Origin of the sequence: Lacticaseibacillus sharpeae JCM 1186 = DSM 20505 (genome assembly GCF_001436225.1) — a bacterium.
Classification (GTDB): Bacteria; Bacillota; Bacilli; order Lactobacillales; family Lactobacillaceae; genus Lacticaseibacillus; species Lacticaseibacillus sharpeae.
Window position 1 is genome coordinate 1 of sequence record NZ_AYYO01000021.1, and the last position, 21,228, is coordinate 21,228.

Consider the following 21,228-nt stretch of genomic DNA (forward strand, 5'->3'; position numbering starts at 1 on the left):
TACAAAGTTATCGTGGATTTGCCTGAAAGTTAGGGCTAATTCACCAGCCACTACATAAAGTGGGGAATATTTAATGGCAAAATACATCATCAAACGCGTCTTCTACCTGGTCCTGACGCTGTTCATCATTGCGTCCGCGACGTTCTTCTTGATGAAGCTCATGCCCGGATCACCGTTCAACAACCCGAAGATTCCGGCGGCGCAGCTCAAAATTCTGAATAAGGCGTACGGGCTCGACCAGCCGTTGCTCGTGCAGTACGGCAAGTACCTGATGGGCATCCTGCACGGGGACTTCGGGACGAGTTACCAGTTCGCGGGGCAGAGTGTGTCCCACCTGATTGGCTCTCGGATTGCGCCATCGCTGCAGATTGGCTTGCAGGCCATGATTCTGGGAACCCTGCTCGGGATTTTGCTGGGGGCGATTGCCGCCATTCGTGCGCACAGCTGGGTGGATTCCGTTGCGACCATCTTCGCTATTCTCGGCCGTTCCATTCCGAACTTCGTCTTTGCGGCGCTGCTGCAGTTCTGGCTCGCCTACAAATGGAAGATTTTCCCAATTGCCCTCTGGGACGGGTTCCAGTACAGCATCCTGCCGACGCTCGCGTTGTCCATGGCACCGCTCGCCCAGACGGCGCGGTTCATGCGCACCGAGATGGTCGAGGTGTTGAACTCCGATTACATCGAACTCGCCCGGTCGAAGGGTGCGTCTGAGTGGCAGGTCGTTGCGCGGCACGCACTGCGCAACTCGATGATTCCGATTGTCACCATCATCGGCCCCATGGCGGTCGACTTGATGGTCGGCTCGCTGGTTGTCGAGAATATTTTCGCCATCCCCGGCATTGGGGAACAGTTCGTGCGCTCGATTCTGACCAATGACTACCCCGTCATCATGGGGCTGACGATGCTGTACTCGGCCATGCTCGTGGTGGTGTTGTTGATTGTTGATATTCTCTACGGGTTCATTGACCCACGCATTCGGTTAACGGGGGAGGCAAACTAATGGCTGATTACAAGATTAATGCAGATAGCTTCAAGTTCGCCCACGTAGAAAAAGAGGCGCAGGAGCACATTGCCACGCCGAGTTTGACGTTCACCCAGGACGCCATGCGCCGGCTGCGCAAGAACAAGGTGGCGATGATTTCGTTGTGGATCATCATCATCATGATTGTGCTGTCCGTTCTCAGTATCTGGTTCTCGCCGCGCAACCCCATGACGCAGCACCTGAACTGGAACAACTTGCCACCAAAACTGGGCAATCTGAACATCCCCGGCTTCAACGGTCACGCGATGTATCAGGGCAAGATGGTCGACATGTACAAGATGAACCACGTACCCGACGGAACTTGGTTTGCGCTCGGCACGGATAGTCTCGGCCGCGACTTGCTCAGCCGCATCCTGGCTGGGACCAAGGTTTCCCTGTTCGTCGCGTTCATGGCCACCCTCTTTGACCTGACCATCGGCATCATCTACGGCATTGTCTCCGGCTGGAACGGCGGCACGGTCGACACCGTGATGCAGCGGATCGTCGAAATCATCAGCTCGATTCCTAACTTGGTGGTCGTAATCCTGATGCTGCTCGTGTTCAAGCCTGGTCTCTTCAGCATCATCGTGGCGATTGCGTTCACGGGCTGGGTGACCATGGCGCGCTTGATTCGTGCGCAGACCTTGCAGATGCGCGACCAGGAGTTCATCCTGGCCGCCAAGACGCTCGGCGAGTCACCGATTAAAATCGCGTGGAAGCACCTGATTCCGAACCTGTCATCGACGATTATCATCCAGACGATGTTCACGATTCCGTCCGCCATCTTCTTCGAGGCGTTCCTGTCCTACATTGGGATTGGGATTCCGTCTCCGCAGGCATCACTCGGGACTCTGCTGTCGGACGGCCAGAAGAATTTCCGCTTCCTGCCGTACCAGATGGTGTACCCCGCGATTGTGATTTCGGTGCTGATGCTCGCGTTCAACTTGCTCGCTGACGGGCTGCGCGATGCGTTCGACCCCCGTTCGGCACGTTAGGAGGTTAGTTGTGAGTAATATTCTTGAAGTGAAAAATTTAGTCATCGACTTCCACACGTACGCCGGCGAGGTGCACGCCATTCGCGACGTCTCCTTTGATTTGGCCAAGGGCGAAACACTGGCCATCGTGGGTGAGTCTGGTTCGGGTAAGTCCGTGACCCTGCGCACCATCATGGGATTGCTGGCCAAAAACGGGCAAGTGGTCTCCGGTCAGGTGCTGTTCAACGGCCAGGACATCCTGAAGAAATCGCAGAAGGAACTGAACGCGATGCGCGGCAACGACATCGCCATGATTTTCCAAGACCCCATGACCTCACTGGACCCGACGATGCCGATTGGCAAGCAGGTCGCTGAAGTGTTGCGGCTGCATAAGTCCATCTCGCGCGCCGACGCCTTGGCGGAAGCGGCGCGGGTGCTGGAACTGGTCGGCATCAAGAACGCCAAGCAGCGCCTGAAGGATTACCCGCACCAGTTCTCTGGTGGGCAGCGGCAGCGCATTGTCATCGCCATTGCCATCATCAACAACCCGCAGATTCTGATTGCGGACGAACCGACGACCGCGCTGGACGTGACGATTCAGGCCCAGATTCTGAACCTGCTCAAGGAACTGCAGAGTCAGATTGACACCAGCATCATCTTCATCACGCACGATTTGGGCGTAGTGGCCGGGATTGCGGACCGCGTGGCCGTGATGTACGCGGGCAAAATCGTGGAGTACGGTACCGTTGACGAAATTTTCTACAACGCGCAGCACCCCTACACGTGGGGGCTGCTGGAGTCGATGCCAACGCTCGAAACGAACTCGGACCGCCTGCACGCGATTCCGGGGACCCCACCAAGTCTGCTCGATCCCCCAGCTGGGGATGCCTTTGCGGCGCGGAACCCGTACGCCCTGCAGATTGATCTTGAGCAGCAGCCGCCATTTTTCACCGTCTCGCCCACGCACAAGGCGGCGACCTGGCTGTTGCATCCGGATGCGCCCAAGGTGGAGTTGCCACCAGAGATTGCTCGCCGCCGCGCCATCTGGCAGCGGGTGCACCAGGCCCAGCAGGAACTAGCGAAGGGGGACGACTAAATGGCTGAGAACAAAGAAGTGCTGGTGGCCGTTAAGGACCTCGAGCAGACCTTCAATCCGGGCAAAAAGGACGAGGTGCGCGCCATTCAGGACATCACCTTCGACATCTACCGCGGCGAAACGCTGGGACTCGTGGGCGAGTCTGGATCGGGTAAAACCACGACCGGCCGCGCCATCATCCGGCTGTACAAGCCCACGGGTTGTGAGATTCTGTTCAACGGCAAAGATATCGCCAAGCTGAAGAATGGGTCCAAGAACATGCAGGAATTCCGGCGGGAAACCCAGATGATCTTCCAAGACCCCTACGCATCACTCAATCCGCGGATGAAAGTCAAGGATATCATCGCCGAGGGCATCGATATTCACCACCTGGCTAAGGACAAGGCGGACCGGGACGCACAGGTGGCCAACCTGCTCGAACTGGTTGGGCTGAATCCCGACCACGCGACCCGCTATCCGCACGAATTCTCCGGTGGCCAGCGGCAGCGTATCGGGATTGCCCGCGCGCTGGCCGTGCAGCCGCAGTTCATAATCGCTGACGAACCCATCTCAGCCCTGGACGTGTCCATTCAAGCCCAGGTCGTGAACTTGATGAAGGAGATTCAGGAAAAGCGCAATCTGACTTACCTGTTCATTGCCCACGACCTGTCGATGGTTAAGTACATTTCTGACCGCATTGCCGTCATGCATAACGGCCGCATCGTGGAACTGTCCACGGCCGATGAAGTGTACAACCACCCGCTGCACCCTTACACGAAGAGCCTGCTCTCCGCGATTCCGGTGCCCGACCCCGAGACCGAACGCAAGCGCCGGCCGCAGCCTTACGATGCCAGCATCGAAGAAGACGGGCAGCAGCGCACGATGGTCGAGATTGTCCCCGGCCATTTCGTCTACGCGGCGGATGCGGAAGTGCCTGGTTATCAGGCGACCGCGGAGAAGTATTTGCGAACCAATGACTAGTGCATAAAATAAGACCACACTGACTGGATGTGCATGTCAGCGTGGTCTTATTTGCATTTAGCGTAACGCGGCGTTTGCTTCATCGAGCAGCCGGGTTAGCTTGTTGAGCTTCTTCTTGCCGAGCACCTCAAAGAGCTTGTCCATGTTCTGGTAATATTGCTGCCCCAGGAGCCCCGCCGTCAGGGATTCACCGGAGCGGGTGATGGCGTAGGTGAAGCTGCGGCCGTCGTTTGCATCTGGCACCTTGCTCAGGTAGCCCAGGTCAATCAGCGGTGCCGCGCCCTTGGTGATGATGGGTCGGGCGACGTTCATGCGCGCGGCTAGTTCGCTGGGGCGGATGGCGTCGACGCTGCTGGCGATGTTGAAGAGGATGTCGAGCTGGGTCGCATTCAACGGGGTGTTGGGTACAGAGTGGATGTGACGGCTGAACTCGTCGGCACTGGCCATGGCGCGGATAATTGATTTTTTCATCGGGGGCCTCCTTCTGGGGATGTTGATATTTATATTTTACCATTCACGCGGTATGCTGGGGGTGGATGGAGGCGTTCAAAATGACACAAGATTTAACGAGTACGGTGACATTGAACAACGGGGTGGCAATGCCCATCTTTGGTTTGGGTGTGTGGCAGGCAGACAACGCCAGCGCGGAGAACGCGGTGTATGCAGCACTCAAGCACGGCTACCGCATGATTGATACCGCTAAGCAGTACGGGAACGAGACCGGTGTGGGCCGCGGGATTGCGCGGGCGTTGCAGGACGGGCTCATCACGCGCGACCAGCTGTTTGTGACGTCCAAGGTGGCTAACGGCGATCACGGCTACGCACAGACAACGGCCAAGATTGAAGGGACGCTGCACCGGTTGCAGCTGGATTACCTCGACTTGTACCTGATTCACTGGCCGGTCGACGGGCTGTACGTTGAAACCTGGCGGGCCCTGGAAGACTTATACAAGGCCGGCAAGGTGCGGGTCATTGGCGTGTCGAACTTTGATGTCCACCGCCTGCAAGTGCTGCTGCGGCAGGGCAACATCGTGCCGGCAGTCAACCAAGTGGAATTCAACCCGCAGATGCAGGAACAGGAAATGCGGGCATTCGCCAAGCAGCACGGCATTCAGGTTGAGGGCTGGTCACCACTGGGCCACGGCAGTGCGATGGGCGATCCCGTCATTGGCGCGATTGCGGCGGCCCACAAGAAGACGCCGGCGCAGGTAATTTTGCGCTTTGACGTCCAGAGCGGTGTGATTACGATTCCGAAGACCGTGCACGAACAGCGGCTGGTCGAAAATGCGGATATCTGGGACTTCGCCTTAAGCGACATCGAGATGGCGGCGATTGCTGGTCTGGATAAGAATGAACGCTCGCTGTGGTACCCTGCATTTGGCTGGTACGGCAGCGACACCGACTTCGGGATGGCGACGCAGAAGTGGCCCGATTCACCCGCAGACTACGATGCATAGGAGTAGAAGATGACAATTACTGAGCAAATTCAGGCGGCATACGCCTACGCAGCCAGCATTCTCGGCGGGGATGGGTCCGGCCACGGCATGGACCATATTGACCGCGTCATGGCCAACGCACGCCTGCTGCTGCAAGACACAGAGGCGGCCGACGAACTCATCGTGCTGACCGCAGCGGCCATGCACGACACCTACGACGAGAAGCTGGTGGCGGACAAAAACGCCGCCCGCACAAACACCCAGGCGGAACTTGTGCGGCTCGGCTATACGCCGGCAGCCGTTCAGCAGATTCTGACGATTATCGACCAGATGTCCTTCAGTTACGGCTTGGATCATGACGTGCAGCTCGACATTAACGGCCAGCTGGTGCAGGACGCCGACCGCCTGGACGCAATCGGCGCCATCGGGATTGCACGCGCCTTCGCGTATGGCGGGGCCAAAAATCGGCCACTGGACGACGGGCGCGCGGCCCGGGCGCACATGACCGCGGCCGAGTACCACGGCAATGGCGGGGGCACGATTCAGCATTTCCACGAAAAGTTGCTGCACGTAGCGGCCACGCTGAACACCCCCGCGGCCCGGAAAATTGGCGCGGCCCGGACGCAGGTGATGCAGGATTTCCTCGATGAATTCGCGGCGGAAGTGGCAGGCAATAAATAACAGCTTGCGTTAGCCGATTGTTCGTGTTTATGCGCATGTGACCGTGGACACAATTAAATTTAATTACACAGAAGTACCCATCATTTCAGTTGGTGGGTACTTCTTTTTTGCCGTTTTTTATCCTTTGTATCGGTTATGTAAAAACCTAAAAATAGTTTGCCATTCTTGCACGAGCGGCTGGCGTGGGGACAAATATACTAAATATGTGGAATTGTTCATTGACCAAGCGTTAAGGCGACGGGAAGCAGGTGTAAATATGCTTGAAAATGAGATTGGACCAATTTTCCGGGAACTACGCGTCAGAAAGGGGATCAGCATGCATGATGCCGCCAACGGGGTGGCCTCACTGCAATTTTTATCCCAGTTTGAGCGCGGAGAAACGCGCATTGGGTTCGCACGCTTGTCCGAATTGCTCGATAACATTCACGTTAGTATGGAAGAGCTGATGGCCGTCCGGCAGCTGGATACGACCAATTGGCTCGATTGGTGGGCCTTTGCCCTGGATTATGCACAACGGACGGGGAAGACGACGCTCCTGCAGCAGGTGGAGTACCCCCCGCGGTTTGCGACGGTGGTGCGCGCAATCAATCGTACGGCAGGGCTGGGTCCTGGGGCCACGCGGCGGAATCTGACCCGGCTGGAGAAGGTGACGCTGGTGAACACCATTACGCGTAGCAAGCGGTACGGGGTGTTCGTCAATATTCTGATTAGTTATACGGCCATCGCCTTACCCGCCGCGGTTCGCCGGCACATCTTAACGGCGATGATGCAGCAGACGTGGTGGGATGAAGTGCCGTACCTGCGTGCGGGCACCACGTACACGGCGATGTGGAGCCTGGCGGAGACTGAGGTGTACATGGGCAACTACATCAAGGCGGGCCAGATAGTGAGCCGCATTCGTGAACGGCTCGCCCCGTCTGATTTGTTTGAGCGGCTTGGCATTATGGCGCTGGAGGCAGAAATCATGTTTGCGCGGGGTAACACGTTGTCCGCAGAGGTGGAACGACGCAAAATCATGGGCACGCTCGCGGCCCTCGATGATCAAGGTGAAGTTAGTCGCTATGCCCACCGACTTGAGCAGGTGTGGCACGAACTGGGGGAAAAATTATGAAGCGCGATATTGGTGAATTCGGCAAAGTATTCAAACTGTTGCGCCTAAAATCGGGTTTGCGGCAGCGCGATTTAGATGGTACAGGGCTTACGATGCAGACAGTGTCGCGGTTTGAAAATCAGCATTCAGATCTCGTGGTCCACAATGTGCTCGACTTGCTGAGCGAAGTGCCGCTCACGTTGCACGAGTACCTGACGACCAGCCCCCAAGGCTACCCGACTAATTTCGACGGTTTTGTCCACTTCGCAGGTGGGCTCACCATCCCCGTCGCAGATAATGCGGCTTTGAGCAAGCTGGCACTGACCTACCGGGGCAATTTTGCCCGCACCGGGCGCCTGGCCTGGCGTTTGCGGGCGACGATGATTGAAAAGACTGACGATGTGCAGCTGGGTCAACAAGAGCGCCAGTCGGTCTACGAGTACCTGCTTAATGTGCACGAGTGGAGCGCGTATGAGTTCATCCTTTTGCGGCGTACCCTGGATACTGGGGTGTTGCTGCTGAGTGATGCGTCTGGTTTGTGGCAGAAGATGCGCCGCTTTAGGCAGGAGGATGTGCGGTCTACCTTCGCCACGCAGCACCGGCAGATGCAGACGCTGCTGGTTGTGGCGCAAATGTACCTGAATGCGGGTGATTACGACCGCGTGCAGGAGGTGCTCTCGGTGGTGCGGCGGTTGCCGGCGCGGGTGGGTGATATTGATCACGACTTCACGATCCGGACGATTGAAGCGGAATATTTACTGCGTGCGCCGGGTCGCGATTGGCACGCTGGTCGTGATTTACTACACGAACTGATTTTTAGTGCTAAATATCTGGATGCCCCGCAAGTTGCCGAGCGTTTGCTGGCGATTAGTGACGCAAATGGGACAAATTTTCGGAAAGTGCGGCAAAATGCGTGAAAAGGGGTTGCCAACTAGGGCGGATTCGTTGTATATTATTTGAGCGGTCGTAATTAAGACGACGCAAGGTAATGCCGCCTTAGCTCAGTAGGTAGAGCGCATCCATGGTAAGGATGAGGTCGCTGGTTCGAATCCAGTAGGCGGCATCATAATAAAAGAACCGTTCGGAATTTTCCGAGCGGTTCTTTTTTTGTTTACAGAAAAGTGGACAGGACGTTGTTCAAGATGTGCAGCCCTACGGAACACTTCAAGTCGCGCGTGTACGCATAGGTGACGGCCAGACCGACGCCCATGCTGAAGTACAGCAGCACGTCGATTAGCGTGGTCGGCGTGTGGACGGACGTGAAGAGGGCGGAACTTAAGCAGATGCTCAATACTTGCGCCCTGCGTGTCCGGTTGGGCAGGAAGGCGTTCATCAGCAGTCCGCGGAAGATTAGCTCCTCTGTGATAGGAGCGGCGATGGTGATTGAGAGGGTCATTGGCAGTCCGGCCAGTGTGGTCAGCTTGTTCAGGGCCGTTTCGTTAGCCGACTGGGCAATGGTGCCGGTGGTGACCAGGATGGTGGATACTAGCTGCACGCAAAAGAGGATGGCAAAGCCGATGAGCAGCCCCCGTAGTACCCGTTTGCGTGCGGCCGGGGTGTAGTGCCAGCCGTGGTGGTCGGGCGGCGTCATGTCGCTGCTGAAGTGCTGATACTGGCGCAGCAGCCAGGTGATCAGCGCGGCGAACCCGACGACCAGCAGGATGAGGCTGCTAAAGAGCGGGTGGTGTCATTTGCTCTGAAAGGGTAACACGAAGAGAACGTCGACAATGATGTAGGCTAGGAGCGCACAGGCGACAATCAGCAGGCGGTCCAGGATTCGTTTTGTGGTTGGCAATATTCACTCACTTCCTCACTAATGACGGCGTAGGTTCAAAATCACGATGACGATGGCGCACACGAACAACCCCACGAGGCAGCCAATCATGAGCACCGCAGCCACGGTGTAAATATTTTCCAGCAGCGTGCCGCTAATCATGGCTAGTCACCTCGGTTGCACTAGTTGCTAGCAGACCCCTTGCGGCAGCTTCAGCGATGCACGCGGCCGGTTGCTCCCGGGCCAGCAGCGTGAGGCTGTGCAGCGCGCGGGTGGCGAGGGTGTAGAGAATGTCGCCGTCGCCCTCACGGTTGTACACAGCAGCACTGACATCGGCGGCAACCACGGCGTCAAATTCCAGGCCCTTAGCGAGGTACACGGGCAAAACGATGACGCCCTTACCGAGGTCGTGGTCACTGGCTGTCAGCCGGCGGGCCGCAATCTGGTGTTCTTGCAGCTGGTGGGTGATCCCATCGGCTTCGCGGGCCGAACGGGTGAGGACGGCCACCGTGTGGTTCGCATTCGCCAGTTTGCGGACAGTACTGGTGAGTGCCTTAGTGTACTGATCGCGAGCGACGGTCAAGAGTGCCGGTTTGGCGCCCGTCCGCGCGAACGGCACGATGTCGCTGCCGCTTGGAATGAGGCTGGCGGCGAACTCGGTGATGGGGGCGCTGCTCCGGTAAGCCCGGTTTAACGTGATGACCCGGGCGTGTTTGTGGGGGATAGCCGCCTTGAAGCGGTCAATCACGTCGCCGCGGGCGTAGTTGCTGGTGAAGACGTCTTGGGCGTAGTCACCAAGCAGCGTCATCTTGGCCTTGGGGAAGGCGTGGTGCACGTAACGCATGAGCGCGGGTGAGTAGTCCTGCATTTCGTCGACGAAAATCGCCTGGATGGCGTGGTTCTGCCCGCCACCACTGAGCAGGTCACGAATGTACATCAGGGGCGCTGCGTCCTCGAGTCCGAGGCGGTGCTCTTCAATCTCGTTGGTTACGCCGCTGACCATGACCGCCCACACTGGTGCGGGGACGACGGTTTGCGGGCAGGTAGCCAGAAAATCGCGGTATTCGGCATAGTAGTCGATGAAGTAATCGTTGTACAGGGCGGTATAAATCGGTGCGAATTTTTCCGCCACCACCGCCCGGGCCACGGCCTCCAGCTCCTCACTGCCATCCTCGTACTCGGTGTCGCCGATGTAATGGCGCACCTGGTCGTCGCTGAGCCCGGCGAGCTCGTCATCGACCCAGTCCTGGTAGGTTTCCAAGCGGATCCGCTGGTTCAGGCGCTGCATTAATTTCTTCCGCAGCGCCACCAGCTTATCGGCCGTGGTCATTGCGGCGGGCAGGTGGGTGTAAATGCGTTCCATCGTGGCCGCACTGAAGAACACCTCACCATCCAGTTCGATATTCGTGAAGTGGCGGTGGTGCTGCGTTTTGGCGTAATGGGCGGCCAGATCCATGAATTCTGGGCTTTCCTTGAACCGACGAATGGTGGCAGCTGAAGCCGGCAAGTTGGCTTCATCGCGCTCGAAGCGTTCGAACAAGGTGGTGACTTGTAGCCCCGATAGCCGCTTAGCCAGGAACTCGCTGAGCGTCGTCTGAATCATGTTCTTCTCGCCCAGGCTTGGCAGCACTTCCGCGATGTAGTTCGCGTACAGGCGGTTAGGGGAGAACAACACCATCTGGTCGGAGTTCAGCACGTTGCGGCTGTGGTAGAGCAAATAGGCGATGCGCTGGAGAATCGCGGAGGTCTTCCCGGAACCCGCCGCGCCCTGAACGATGAGCAGGTCACTGTCTGTGTCGCGGATAATGGCGTTTTGCTCGCGCTGAATCGTGCTGACGATGTTTTGCATGTGCTCGCTGCTCTGGTCGCCGAGGACGGCCTGCAACATCGCGTCGCCGACCGTCTCGCTGGTGTCGAACATGTGCTCAATTTGGCCGTCTTCAATCCGGAATTGGCGTTTGCGCGTCAGCTCGGCGCTGCGAGGGCCAGAAGGGGTGTCGTAGCTGACTTTGCCGAGCACCCCGTTGTAGTAGATGCCGGCCACGGGTGCGCGCCAGTCGTAGATGAGGAAGTTGCCGTCGGGGCCTTGCAGCGAACCGGTGCCGATGTAGAGTGTGTCCTGCCCGTCCGCGTCATTGATGTCGATGCGGCCAAAATACGGGCTGGGGGCCAGCCGCGTCAGGGTTTGACTTTCGCGGGTCAAAATCTGCTCATTCTCCACGGCGCGGGCCACCATCTGCTTTTGCTGCTGGACAGCGGCGTTGGTTTCCATCCGGTCATCGACTTCAGTAATGTTGACCTTGGTGGAATCGCCGTAACTGCGTTCAATGCGCTGGGTTTCCTGATGGGCGTCTGCGATGAGGCGCGTCACTTCAGTTTGCCGCTCGTTAATGCGCGTGACAACGGAATCAACGCGGTGCTGTTCGTATGTGCGACTGCTTTGATTCAATGTTTTTCGCCTCCATATATTCACCGAATTAGTTATCCAATTTTATTCCTGTTGCCGCCGTGGTGCAAGTTTTGACCAGATTAGCGGGGACGCAAAAAAACACACGGTGCCTGCAGCTACCGTGTGTCTATGTATAACGCCACTTGGAGTCAAAGCGAAAGTGGCGTAACGCTTCGCAAATCACTAACGGCCAATGAATCGTTCCCCAACAATCCACCGCTTTCCGAATATGTACGTTCTCGGAAGCGCAAACCTGTGCTAGAAGCAAAAGCCTAAACTTACCCGTCACCTGGACGGCAGGCTTGGCACTCCCCAGTGACCATCGCCTTGTCTACATTAAACCATGTTCAATGCGCAAAAACAATACTTTTACAAACACAAATGAACAGTTAGCAACAAAAGAAAACGGTCGCAAACACTATTTTGCGCAAATGATGGTTATTTGTAAGCGGATGAACACACGTAAATATTGGCGATTCATCAATGTATACGCTATTTTAAGCCCGGTAGTATAACTAAAGCTGTGTGAAAAAATTGGTGCTTGTGCAAAGCCGACAAGGCCGGCCGTGTGCGGTACGGGCAACCCATTTGTTTTTTACGCGTGGAATGGCGTCCGCGTGCTATAATTGAATGCGTAATGCTGCATTGCGGCAAATATCGCGTTTCGCCCGTGCGGCAAACGAACAATGGAGAATTAATCATGGCTAAAAAAATTATCCTTACTGGTGACCGCCCAACTGGTCGCCTGCACATCGGCCACTACATCGGCTCCCTGAAGAACCGGGTGGCGTTGCAGAACTCTGGTGACTACGAATCCTACATTATGATTGCGGATCTGCAGGCGCTGACCGACAACGCACGCAACCCCGAGAAGATTCGCAAGTCCCTGCTTGAAGTGGCCCTGGACTACCTGGCTGTCGGGATTGACCCCGCTAAGTCCACCATCCTCGTGCAGTCACAGATTCCCGCCCTGTCCGAACTCACGATGTACTACCTGGATCTGGTGTCCGTGAACCGCTTGAACCGGAACCCAACCGTGAAGACCGAAATCGCGCAGAAGGCGTTCGGTGAATCCGTCCCTGCCGGTTTCTTGATTTACCCAGTTAGTCAGGCGGCGGACATCACCGCGTTCAAGGCGGACACCGTGCCGGTTGGGGATGACCAGGAACCAATGCTGGAACAGACCCGCGAAATCGTGCGCACGTTCAACCGCACCTACAATACCGACTGCCTCGTTGAACCAGAAGGCTACTTCCCACCTAAGGGTAGCGGCCGCTTGCCTGGGATTGACGGCAACGCCAAGATGAGTAAGTCCCTGGGCAACGGGATTTACCTCGCTGACGACGCCGACACCGTGCAGAAGAAGATCATGAGCATGTACACTGACCCGAACCACATTCACGTGGAAGATCCCGGTCAGATTGAGGGCAACGTGGTCTTCACGTACCTCGACATGTTCGGCACGGACAAGGCCAAGATTGCTGAACTCAAGGAACACTACCAGGCTGGTGGCCTGGGTGACGTGAAAATCAAGCGTTACCTGGTCGAAGTCATGGAAGCAGTCCTCGAACCAATCCGCACGCGCCGGCTGGAATACGCCAAGGACATGGACGCCGTGGCGCAGATGCTGAAGGACGGTTCCGCCAAGGCCAACCTGGTGGCAGAACAGACATTGGCTGAAGTGCGCGCAGCAATCGGCGTGAACTACTTCTAAACTGAATTGAAACTAAGTAAGGCGCGGCCGCTGAGGGTCGCGCCTTTTTTGCTGGGTAAAATAACGCTTGTTAGGGCTTTCTTAACGGCGGTGGTTAACGTAGAATAACGGTAACGAAAACTTTGGAGGAAATGACCGTGGCGGATTTTGACATTGGCTTTGTGGTCGACGTACAGCAGCAAGCCCAGGCGGCCGTCCAGGCGTGGGGCTTAGTGCCGGCGGATAATTACCTGATTGTGCAGCGTCAAAGCTTATCGCGTGCGGCGAACCTGGTGGACGCAGTCACGCACACGAACCCAGATATGTATGACGATCAGTATCTGCTGGCAGCGTCATTTGATGGGCTGATTTTAAAACGGATTATTCGCGGCAAACTGGATGACGGCCCGAACGTGGATAAGCGCGTGTTGAACCGCGCGGCATTGACAGATGTGCGCATTGAGCACGCGGATGCCGAATACCGACTAGGCTTCACCGTGGACGGGGCGCCAGAATTGTATTACCTGCGTGATGACCAGCCAGAGCGGTTGCAGTATTGCGTCCGCAATGCGGCGCACCTGCTGGAGAATAATCTATACGGCATGGCGAACTTGGCTGCGGCCCAAGCTGACCGCCCAGAACGCTTAAACACACCGACAAAAACTGCTGGCGCAACGACCGAGTACGTGCCGGATGAGTACCGACCGGAGCGCAAACCGGGCGGAATATTTGCCCGCAAACCGCACGCAACGCAAAAGCAGGATTACCCCGAGGCCCACGATAAGCATTGGGTGCTGCACGCGCTCGTGACAAAGGGCGGCGGCTGGCGGTCACACTTGCTGAGCGTTAGTGTGGTGATTGTCATTCTGATTGGCATCTTTGGTTTCGGTGCGGTTGGGCGGCACACGTTGAACGGGACGGTGACGAACATTGAACTGAACGAAGGCAAACGCAATAGCGACATCGAGATTACTTTCGAACAGGATAACGGCAAGTCCATTACGGTTGAGAACAGCATGAACCCGTTCTTGTGGAAATGGGGGACGAATGCCATTCAGAAGCAGCTACATGTTGGTGCGCATTACCACGTGCAAGTGGCGGGGCCGATGAACAACGGCTTCTCGGCGTACAACATCATTGCGGTGACGCGCAATTAATTTGCTACTGATAATTATCAACATAATCCACAACCGGCTGTGGAAAACGTGTGTTTGTGCACAAAATAATGGGGTTGGCCACTTAAATTTTGGGGCCAGGCCTATTTTTTGTGGATAACTCTGATATTAATCTCTGCAAGGTGTATCGTATGTGCTCTATCATTGCGGTATACTTTCAGCAAACACGTATTAAAGAGGCAAAATTATGGCAGCAATTTACATGCGGCAGGCAGTTCAGGCCGATATTCCCGCAATTATGACGATTATCGAAGGCGCAAAGAAGCAACTGAAGCAGGCGGGCAGCCCGCAGTGGCAGGATGGGTACCCGAATGCGGATGTCTTGGCTCAGGATCTGGTCAATGAATCGTTGCACGTGCTGATTGTCGATGGCAAAATTGCGGGGACGGTCAGCCTGGTTGTCGGCGTGGAACCGACGTACGCCGTGATTGATGGAGCCGGCTGGCGCAAACCTGACGCGCCCTACGCCACGATTCACCGCATCGCCATCAGCCGCGATTATGCGGGGCTGCACTTGGGCAAGCTGTTTATCAGCAACATCATCAGTCACGCGTACGCACACGGCGTGCACAACCTGCGCATCGACACGTACAAGTTGAACCAGGCGATGCAGCACGTGGCTACCGGCAGCGGTTTTGACTACCGCGGTGTGGTCTACATGGATAACGGTGCTAGCGGCGAACACCGTGACCGGTTGGCGTACGAATTGAATTTGTAACTTACCCCTTGCCACTACGCTCAGTCAGTGGCATACTAGCCTACAAGTAATTATCCGCGTCCGGGTAACAACTGCAAAATAAGGAACGACAGAGAGCGTTCTTTTTGGAGGCAAATTAATATGCAAAAAACAGTAGCGCGTACTACTGACCAACTGTCGCACGAGCAGAAACTCGTGATGGCATCCACGGCATCAGGCTTTTCGCTGGAGAACATGGACATCATGTTCCTCTCGTTCGCATTGACGCCAATCATCGCGGAACTCCACATCTCAAGTGGGGCGGCCGGCTTGATTGGGTCAATCACCAATGTCGGTATGTTGGTCGGTGGTGCGCTTTTTGGTATCCTCGGGGACAAAATCGGGCGGGTTAAAACCTTTTCCCACACGATTCTGATTTTCGCCGTGGCGACCGCACTTATGGCCTTCGCCAACAACATCTGGGTCATCTACGCCCTGCGCTTCCTGGCCGGCATTGGGGCCGGTGGGGAATACGGCGTCGGGATTGCGCTGATTGCGGAGTCCTTCAACCACGACCGCATCGGCCGGATGACTAGTGTCGCGGCAATTGGGGGCCAAATCGGCGCCATCATCGCCGCCCTGGCTGCCGCGTGGATTCTACCGCTGTGGGGCTGGCACGCGCTGTTCCTCATCGGCGTGCTGCCAGTCGTCTTGACCTTCTTCGTGCGCAAACACCTGCACGAATCCGCTGCGTTCCTCGCGGCGAAAAAGGAAGCCAAGGCCAAGCACGAACGCGTGGCCTTCTCGGAACTGTTCAAAACCCGACAACTGGCCCTGCAGACACTCGGGCTGATGGTGATGACCATTGTCCAGATTGCCGGTTACTTCGGCCTGATGAACTGGCTGCCCGTCATCGTCCAGAAGCAGCAAGGCTTGTCCGTATCCGGCTCGGCACTCTGGATGGTCGCGACCATCTGCGGTATGTGCCTGGGGATGGCCGTCTTCGGTAACATCCTCGATCACCTCGGCCCCCGTTGGGCATTCGGCCTGTTCCTGACCGCCAGCGCACTGATTGTGTTCGCCATCACCCTGGCACGGTCCAGCGTTGTGCTGGTCATCATTGGTGCCATCGTCGGTTTCTGTGCCAACGGGATGTTCGGTGGTTACGGGGCAGTTATCAGCCAGCTGTACCCGGCACGCATTCGCTCGACGGCCAACAACGTCATCATGAACGTCGGCCGCGCGATTGGCGGGTTCTCCTCCGTCGTCATTGGCCTGCTGATGGATCACTACAACCTGGTTGTGACCATGGGCTTCCTGTCCCTGCTGTACGTGATTTCACTGGTCACCATGCTCAGCCTGCCCGGTCTGCGTCAGTTGTCCGTGAAGCGCGCATAATTAGCGAATAACTCCTGAATTCAAAAGAGCGTCACGATTACGTATTAATGCAATCGTGGCGCTCTTCTTGTTTATGCGCGGATAATATTCTTCGTAGCTTCGATAATGCGTGCGGCCACTTCGGGATTGTCCATCGTGTACAGGTGGATGCCGTCCACGCCGTGTGCGAGCAGATCAACTATCTGGTCGACGGCGTAGGCAATACCGGCGTCGCGGAGGGCGTCAGGCTTGTCGGCGAATCGGTGCAGAACGCCCTGCAGCTTGGCGGGTAGGTTTACTCCCGCCATTGCCTGCATCCGCTCAGCCTGTGAGGCGGTCATGATTGGCATGATGCCCGCTTCGATCGGCACGTTAATCCCGGCAAACTGACAACGGTCCTGGAACTTGAAGAAAGCTTCGTTGTCGAAGAACAGCTGACTGATGAGCTCACTGGTCCCGGCGTCCACCTTCGTCTTGAGCGCGCGGATGTCGCTCAGGGCATCGGGGGACTCGGGGTGGCCTTCAGGGTAGCAAGCCCCTGATACGTTGAAGTCGCCCTTGCTCTTGATGTAGGTGACCAGGTCGCTGGCGTAGTGGAAATCATCACTGACGCGGCCCCCTTCCGGGATGTCGCCGCGCAGAGCCAGAATGTTCTGGATGCCGGCATCTTCAGCGCGCACGAGGAAATCATCGACGTCGGCCTTCGTCAGACGGGCAGCGGGTAAGTGCACCACCGCTTCGGTCTGGTAACGGTCGCGAATCAATTTGGCAATGCCGATAGTCGCTTTGGGTGCATCGGGTCCAGCGCCGCGGTAGGTTACCGAGACGAAATCGGGGTTGACCTCCCGCAGGACTTCCATCGTGGCGCAGACGCGCTTTTCCGCGTTCGGTCGGTCGAAGTTGCGGGGTGGGAAGACCTCAAAGGAGAAGACGGGCCGGTCCCGTTTGAACAATTCACTAGTTTTCATCGGCTAACTCCTGGCGTACCTGCCGGGTGGCTTCTGTGAGGTTAATCAAGCTGGCCTTGGTTTCGGGTTCTTCACGGGTTTTCAGGCCACAGTCAGGGTTGATCCAGACGTGGTTAGCCGGAACCTTGGCGAGAATCTTGTGAATAACGTCCTTGATTTCGTCAACGGATGGGACACGTGGGGAGTGAATGTCGTACACACCAGGGCCCACGTGGGTTTCGAAGTGACTCGCCTGCAGGTCATCAAGCAGCGTCAGTTCACCACGGCTAGCTTCGAAACTGATGACGTCGGCGTCCAGGTCGTCGATGGCCTTGATTATGTCGCCGAATTCGGAGTAGCACATGTGCGTGTGAATCTGAGTTTCTGGCTGGACCTTGCTGGCCACGAGGCGGAAGGCAGGGACAGCCCAGTCGAGATACTTGCTGAACCAGTCGGACTTACGCAGGGGCAGCTTTTCACGCAAAGCCGCTTCGTCAATCTGGATAATCTTGATGCCGTGCTTTTCCAGGTCGAGCACTTCATCCTGGAGGGCCAGGGCAATCTGCTTGGTGGACAGTTCCCGGGTGATATCTTCACGTGGGAAGGACCAGTTGAGAATCGTGACGGGGCCGGTGAGCATCCCTTTCATGATGTGGTCCGTCTGGCTCTGCGCGTAGACGGAAGCGGCCACGGTGATGGCGTCACGGCGGGAAACGTCACCCCAGATGATTGGTGGCTTAACGCCGCGGGTCCCGTATGACTGCACCCAACCGTTCTGGGTGAAGCGGAAGCCGTCGAGGTGTTCGCCGAAGTATTCCACCATGTCGTTGCGTTCGAATTCACCGTGCACGAGTACGTCCAGGCCGATTTCTTCCTGGAACTTAATCCAGCGGCGGGTTTCAGCCTCGTTGAAGGCATCGTATTCGGCGCGGGTGATTTCACCTTTACGCAGCTTGGCACGATTCTTGCGGACAGCAGGGGACTGGGGGAAACTACCAATTGTGGTCGTTGGCAGGATTGGCAGGCCGAATTTCTTGTCCTGAATGGCCAGCCGTTCTTTGCGTGCGGGCAGACGGGTGTAGTCGGCTGGGGTCAAAGCGGCGATTTTAGCGTTCAGCGCCTTGTTTTCTTCGTAGCGTGGCGTGCTGAAGAGGGCAACGTTAGCCGTGTACAGTGGGTTGTCCAGGTTCGTCTGGTCAATCTGATCCAATTCGTGCAGTTCGGTCAGCTTCTCTTCGGCGAAGGCCAGGTACTGCTTCTCGGCTGCGGGCAGCTTGGTTTCGTTACGCAGGGTGTACGGCACGTGCTGCAGAGAACAGGAGGTGCTGATGACAATCGGTGCGTCAGTGCGCTGGCGAATGCCGGTCAGCGTGGACAGGGCCTTGGCGTAGTGGGCCTTCCAGATGTTCTTCCCGTTAATGATGCCGGCATAGAGCACCTTATCTTTAGGGAACTGAACCGTGTCGAGGACTTCGAGGTTGGTGCGCCCTTCGATGAAGTCCAGGCCAATACCGTCGAAGTTCAGCTGAACCAGCGTGTCGAGGGAGTCGCGGACGTCACCAAAGTAGGTCTGCAGCAGAATCTTGAGGTCACCCTTGCCGGCGAGAATGCCCGCGTAGAGTTCGGTGAAGAGACCCAGGTCAGCGGCACTCTGGTCGTAAACCAGGGCGGGTTCGTCGATTTGGAACCAATCGGCACCCAGTTCGGACAAGCGGTTAGCGATTTCGGTGTACGCCGTAATCAGGGCTGGGGTGAAGTCGGCCGCTGTCTTGCCGTCCAGGAACCGGCCGAGCCGCAACAGGGTGTAGGGGCCAACGATGACGGGCCGGGTGGTGATACCCGCCGCCTTGGCTTCGACGAACTCGTCGAAAATCTTGTCGCCAACCAAGCGGATATCGGTGTCCTGGTCGAATTCTGGCACCAGGTAGTGGTAGTTCGTGTTGAACCACTTCTTCATTGCCAGTGCCTTCACGTCCCCAGCTTCCCCTTGGTAACCACGGGCGAGGGCGAAGTATTCGTCCAAAGGCGCGAGGCCGAGGTCCTTGTACCGCTGCGGCACGATGTTCAGCAGGGTTGCGGCGTCCAGGGTCTGGTCGAAGAAGGAAAAGTCGTTGCTCGGGATTTGGTCAATCCCGGCCGCCTTGATGGTTGCCCAGTGCTGGGCGCGCAGGTCCTTCACCTTGGCCTGCAGTTCATCTGCCGTGATGGTGTGCTTGAAGTACTTCTGCGTTGCGAATTTGAGTTCCCGGTGTTCGCCGAGACGGGGGTAGCCGACGATGGTTGTGGTCATAATATTTTCTCCTTTGATGTGTGCGTAATAGGCAGGTAGTGGTGGGGTGGGTAAATAAATAGCCGCCCACGCAGTTTATGTGCAAACTGCATGGACGACTGAGCCGGGTTACCACCATGATTCAAGCAAGCCTCACAGCTTACTTCTCGTTAGGTCAGCGGCATGCGCCAGCTGATCTGTCCGGGATAATGGCCGGGGCCCACGGTTAGCTCGCTAACTCACTAACCTGCTATATCCGGGACCATCTTGGGTGCGCTCCAGTACGACTTTCCACCAGCTGTCGCTCTCTATGACTGTGCGTGCACTTACTCATCCCGGCATCACGCTTAACTTATTGACCTTAGTCTAGGCGGAAACGCGGGGCGGGTCAACGGTTTGGCTTAGTGGCTTTTTGGGTGGATGGTTAAAGGTAGCGGCTATAACGTCAGGTAAAAGGCGTGCTGCTGCCTATGTGGGTGGCAAGCTGTGCGGCAGACAAAAAAATCCCTCCCGCATGTTGCGGGAAGGATGTAAACCGTGGCATTCTCTAGTCGACCAAAACTAGAGTGTACCGCATTGGCGCTTCAATCTTCTACTATATTTTAGCTCAGTAGCGAGTATCTGTACACCAAGCTAACACGCATTAATGAATTCATAGTCGTGCGTGCAATCTAAATTTAATATCCTGTCGCCACTACCAGATGAACCCGCGCAGCCGTGCAGAATTCGGGTGTCAACACAGGCCGGCGGCGCGAAAATGGCCCTGAAGTTTTCCCCAACGACTGCTCCATTTATGTTAGGATACTTGAGGTGCGTTTTTTACACGCGTACGGAAATAATAAGTAAAGAGGGGCCATCATGGTGATTATTACAGCAGGGATGATTGGTGTCGGGAAGACGACCCTGACCGCCAAAATTGCCGACCATTTCGGGACGGAAGCATTTTTTGAACCAGTTGGGGACAATCCAGTACTGCCACTGTACTACAAAGACCCAAAGAACTACGGATTTCTACTCCAGATTTTCTTCCTGAACCGGCGTTTTGCCATGATCAAGAAGGCACTGAGCGACGACAATAACGTCTTGGACCGTTCAATCTACGAAGACGCGCTGTTCACCAAGGAGAACAACGCGGAAGGCAACATCTCCGACACCGAGCTGTCCGTGTACCTTGAACTGCTCGACAAGATGATGGGCGAGCTGAACGAAATGCCGAAGAAGGCACCCGACCTGCTTGTCTACGCCGAAACCGACTTCGACACCATCCTGTACCGGATCAAGAAGCGCGGCCGCGACTACGAACAGTTCGAAAACAACCCTGAACTGGAATCCTACTACTACAAGATGTGGTCGGCCTACAAGAAGTGGTTCGATGAATACGATGTGAGCCCCAAGATGAAGATTGACCTGCAGAAGTACGACCTGGAAGACCCAGCGAACGTAACCGCAGTGCTCGACCAGATTGATGGCGAACTGAAGAAGATTCGTTAACTTCATATATGAATGTAATTGCGCGCGGCGGTGGCCGGGCGCTTTTTTGATGTTTGCAAACAAAAGTGGCCGAGACATAATTCGGCACTGAAATAAAAATCCCCAGTAAATCCGAACAA

Annotated in this window: 19 protein-coding genes and 1 tRNA gene; 14 read left to right on the plus strand and 6 right to left on the minus strand. The window is 56.4% G+C overall.

Annotated elements, in window-relative coordinates:
* The first annotated feature begins 73 nt into the window (after positions 1-73).
* The 4 genes from opp3b to FC18_RS05320 are packed head-to-tail and all read left to right on the plus strand — an operon-like array spanning position 74 to position 4,051.
* Complete coding sequence (opp3b, locus tag FC18_RS05305; protein ID WP_054680275.1) at positions 74-1,000, plus strand: oligopeptide ABC transporter permease; 927 nt, start codon at positions 74-76, stop codon at positions 998-1,000.
* A complete protein-coding gene (locus tag FC18_RS05310; RefSeq protein ID WP_056975658.1) occupies positions 1,000-2,016 on the plus strand; it encodes an ABC transporter permease in 1,017 nt (338 codons plus the stop codon). Before opp3b ends, FC18_RS05310 begins: the two co-directional genes overlap by 1 nt.
* Positions 2,017-2,026: 10 nt before the next feature.
* Entirely contained in the window at positions 2,027-3,091 is a 1,065-nt protein-coding gene (locus tag FC18_RS05315; protein ID WP_056975660.1) for an ABC transporter ATP-binding protein, read from the plus strand.
* A complete protein-coding gene (locus tag FC18_RS05320; RefSeq protein ID WP_054680273.1) occupies positions 3,092-4,051 on the plus strand; it encodes an ABC transporter ATP-binding protein in 960 nt (319 codons plus the stop codon).
* A 57-nt stretch (positions 4,052-4,108) separates the two neighbouring features.
* Here FC18_RS05320 and FC18_RS05325 read toward each other — a convergent pair whose 3' ends face one another.
* Positions 4,109-4,522 (minus strand): MarR family winged helix-turn-helix transcriptional regulator, encoded by a 414-nt coding sequence (locus tag FC18_RS05325; RefSeq protein ID WP_056975662.1) that lies wholly within the window; start codon positions 4,520-4,522, stop codon positions 4,109-4,111.
* Positions 4,523-4,602: 80 nt separating this feature from the next.
* Here FC18_RS05325 and FC18_RS05330 point away from each other — a divergent pair, with 80 nt between their 5' ends.
* From FC18_RS05330 to FC18_RS05350, 5 genes are all read left to right on the plus strand, one after another.
* Complete coding sequence (locus tag FC18_RS05330; RefSeq protein ID WP_054680263.1) at positions 4,603-5,508, plus strand: aldo/keto reductase; 906 nt, start codon at positions 4,603-4,605, stop codon at positions 5,506-5,508.
* Positions 5,509-5,517: 9 nt separating this feature from the next.
* On the plus strand, positions 5,518-6,168 hold the full coding sequence (locus FC18_RS05335; RefSeq protein WP_054680261.1) for an HD domain-containing protein: 651 nt from the start codon (positions 5,518-5,520) through the stop codon (positions 6,166-6,168).
* A gap of 256 nt (positions 6,169-6,424) precedes the next feature.
* Entirely contained in the window at positions 6,425-7,279 is an 855-nt protein-coding gene (locus FC18_RS05340; RefSeq protein ID WP_056975664.1) for a helix-turn-helix domain-containing protein, read from the plus strand.
* Complete coding sequence (locus FC18_RS05345; protein ID WP_054680257.1) at positions 7,276-8,175, plus strand: helix-turn-helix domain-containing protein; 900 nt, start codon at positions 7,276-7,278, stop codon at positions 8,173-8,175. The genes FC18_RS05340 and FC18_RS05345 overlap by 4 nt, the downstream gene beginning before the upstream one ends.
* A 73-nt stretch (positions 8,176-8,248) precedes the next feature.
* Positions 8,249-8,321, plus strand: a tRNA-Thr gene (locus FC18_RS05350).
* Positions 8,322-8,369: 48 nt separating this feature from the next.
* On the opposite strand, the gene FC18_RS05355 is transcribed toward FC18_RS05350, so the two are convergent.
* The 3 genes from FC18_RS05355 to helD all read right to left on the minus strand — a co-directional run bounded on the left by FC18_RS05355 (position 8,370) and on the right by helD (position 11,481).
* Positions 8,370-8,849 carry a CPBP family intramembrane glutamic endopeptidase gene (locus FC18_RS05355; RefSeq protein WP_056975666.1) on the minus strand — a complete coding sequence of 160 codons (480 nt, stop codon included), beginning with the start codon at positions 8,847-8,849 and terminating at the stop codon, positions 8,370-8,372.
* 222 nt (positions 8,850-9,071) lie between these two features.
* Positions 9,072-9,194 carry a hypothetical protein gene (locus FC18_RS12375; RefSeq protein ID WP_263849297.1) on the minus strand — a complete coding sequence of 41 codons (123 nt, stop codon included), beginning with the start codon at positions 9,192-9,194 and terminating at the stop codon, positions 9,072-9,074.
* Entirely contained in the window at positions 9,187-11,481 is a 2,295-nt protein-coding gene (gene helD / locus FC18_RS05360; protein WP_054680251.1) for an RNA polymerase recycling motor HelD, read from the minus strand. Before helD ends, FC18_RS12375 begins: the two co-directional genes overlap by 8 nt.
* Before the next feature lie 700 nt (positions 11,482-12,181).
* Here helD and trpS point away from each other — a divergent pair.
* The 4 genes from trpS (at position 12,182) to FC18_RS05380 (ending at position 16,423) form a co-directional block, all read left to right on the plus strand.
* On the plus strand, positions 12,182-13,195 hold the full coding sequence (gene trpS, locus FC18_RS05365; protein WP_056975668.1) for a tryptophan--tRNA ligase: 1,014 nt from the start codon (positions 12,182-12,184) through the stop codon (positions 13,193-13,195).
* A gap of 137 nt (positions 13,196-13,332) precedes the next feature.
* Positions 13,333-14,331 (plus strand): hypothetical protein, encoded by a 999-nt coding sequence (locus FC18_RS05370; RefSeq protein ID WP_156660870.1) that lies wholly within the window; start codon positions 13,333-13,335, stop codon positions 14,329-14,331.
* A gap of 205 nt (positions 14,332-14,536) precedes the next feature.
* Positions 14,537-15,067: a GNAT family N-acetyltransferase gene (locus FC18_RS05375; protein ID WP_054680238.1), complete on the plus strand. Its 531-nt coding sequence runs from the start codon at positions 14,537-14,539 to the stop codon at positions 15,065-15,067.
* A gap of 120 nt (positions 15,068-15,187) precedes the next feature.
* On the plus strand, positions 15,188-16,423 hold the full coding sequence (locus FC18_RS05380) for an MFS transporter (RefSeq protein ID WP_056975672.1): 1,236 nt from the start codon (positions 15,188-15,190) through the stop codon (positions 16,421-16,423).
* Between the two features lie 71 nt (positions 16,424-16,494).
* On the opposite strand, the gene metF is transcribed toward FC18_RS05380, so the two are convergent.
* Both metF and metE read right to left on the minus strand, forming a co-directional pair.
* Positions 16,495-17,370, minus strand: a complete 876-nt coding sequence (gene metF / locus FC18_RS05385; RefSeq protein ID WP_056975674.1) for a methylenetetrahydrofolate reductase [NAD(P)H] — start codon at positions 17,368-17,370, stop codon at positions 16,495-16,497.
* Positions 17,360-19,639, minus strand: coding sequence for a 5-methyltetrahydropteroyltriglutamate--homocysteine S-methyltransferase (gene metE / locus FC18_RS05390; RefSeq protein ID WP_056975676.1), 2,280 nt, complete (start codon positions 19,637-19,639; stop codon positions 17,360-17,362). Before metE ends, metF begins: the two co-directional genes overlap by 11 nt.
* Positions 19,640-20,476: 837 nt before the next feature.
* Between metE and FC18_RS05395 the strand changes: the two genes are divergently transcribed.
* Positions 20,477-21,109, plus strand: a complete 633-nt coding sequence (locus FC18_RS05395) for a deoxynucleoside kinase (RefSeq protein WP_054680237.1) — start codon at positions 20,477-20,479, stop codon at positions 21,107-21,109.
* Positions 21,110-21,228 lie beyond the last annotated feature (119 nt).

Excerpts from the sequence above, each read along its gene's own strand:
- opp3b (WP_054680275.1), top strand. The coding sequence starts at position 74 with ATGGCAAAATACATCATCAAACGCGTCTTCTACCTGGTCCTGACGCTG.
- FC18_RS05310 (WP_056975658.1), top strand. The coding sequence starts at position 1,000 with ATGGCTGATTACAAGATTAATGCAGATAGCTTCAAGTTCGCCCACGTA.
- FC18_RS05320 (WP_054680273.1), top strand. The coding sequence starts at position 3,092 with ATGGCTGAGAACAAAGAAGTGCTGGTGGCCGTTAAGGACCTCGAGCAG.
- FC18_RS05325 (WP_056975662.1), bottom strand. The coding sequence starts at position 4,522 with ATGAAAAAATCAATTATCCGCGCCATGGCCAGTGCCGACGAGTTCAGC.
- FC18_RS05330 (WP_054680263.1), top strand. The coding sequence starts at position 4,603 with ATGACACAAGATTTAACGAGTACGGTGACATTGAACAACGGGGTGGCA.
- FC18_RS05335 (WP_054680261.1), top strand. The coding sequence starts at position 5,518 with ATGACAATTACTGAGCAAATTCAGGCGGCATACGCCTACGCAGCCAGC.
- FC18_RS05340 (WP_056975664.1), top strand. The coding sequence starts at position 6,425 with ATGCTTGAAAATGAGATTGGACCAATTTTCCGGGAACTACGCGTCAGA.
- FC18_RS05345 (WP_054680257.1), top strand. The coding sequence starts at position 7,276 with ATGAAGCGCGATATTGGTGAATTCGGCAAAGTATTCAAACTGTTGCGC.
- FC18_RS05355 (WP_056975666.1), bottom strand. The coding sequence starts at position 8,849 with ATGACGCCGCCCGACCACCACGGCTGGCACTACACCCCGGCCGCACGC.
- FC18_RS12375 (WP_263849297.1), bottom strand. The coding sequence starts at position 9,194 with ATGATTAGCGGCACGCTGCTGGAAAATATTTACACCGTGGCTGCGGTG.
- trpS (WP_056975668.1), top strand. The coding sequence starts at position 12,182 with ATGGCTAAAAAAATTATCCTTACTGGTGACCGCCCAACTGGTCGCCTG.
- FC18_RS05375 (WP_054680238.1), top strand. The coding sequence starts at position 14,537 with ATGGCAGCAATTTACATGCGGCAGGCAGTTCAGGCCGATATTCCCGCA.
- FC18_RS05380 (WP_056975672.1), top strand. The coding sequence starts at position 15,188 with ATGCAAAAAACAGTAGCGCGTACTACTGACCAACTGTCGCACGAGCAG.
- metF (WP_056975674.1), bottom strand. The coding sequence starts at position 17,370 with ATGAAAACTAGTGAATTGTTCAAACGGGACCGGCCCGTCTTCTCCTTT.
- metE (WP_056975676.1), bottom strand. The coding sequence starts at position 19,639 with ATGACCACAACCATCGTCGGCTACCCCCGTCTCGGCGAACACCGGGAA.
- FC18_RS05395 (WP_054680237.1), top strand. The coding sequence starts at position 20,477 with ATGGTGATTATTACAGCAGGGATGATTGGTGTCGGGAAGACGACCCTG.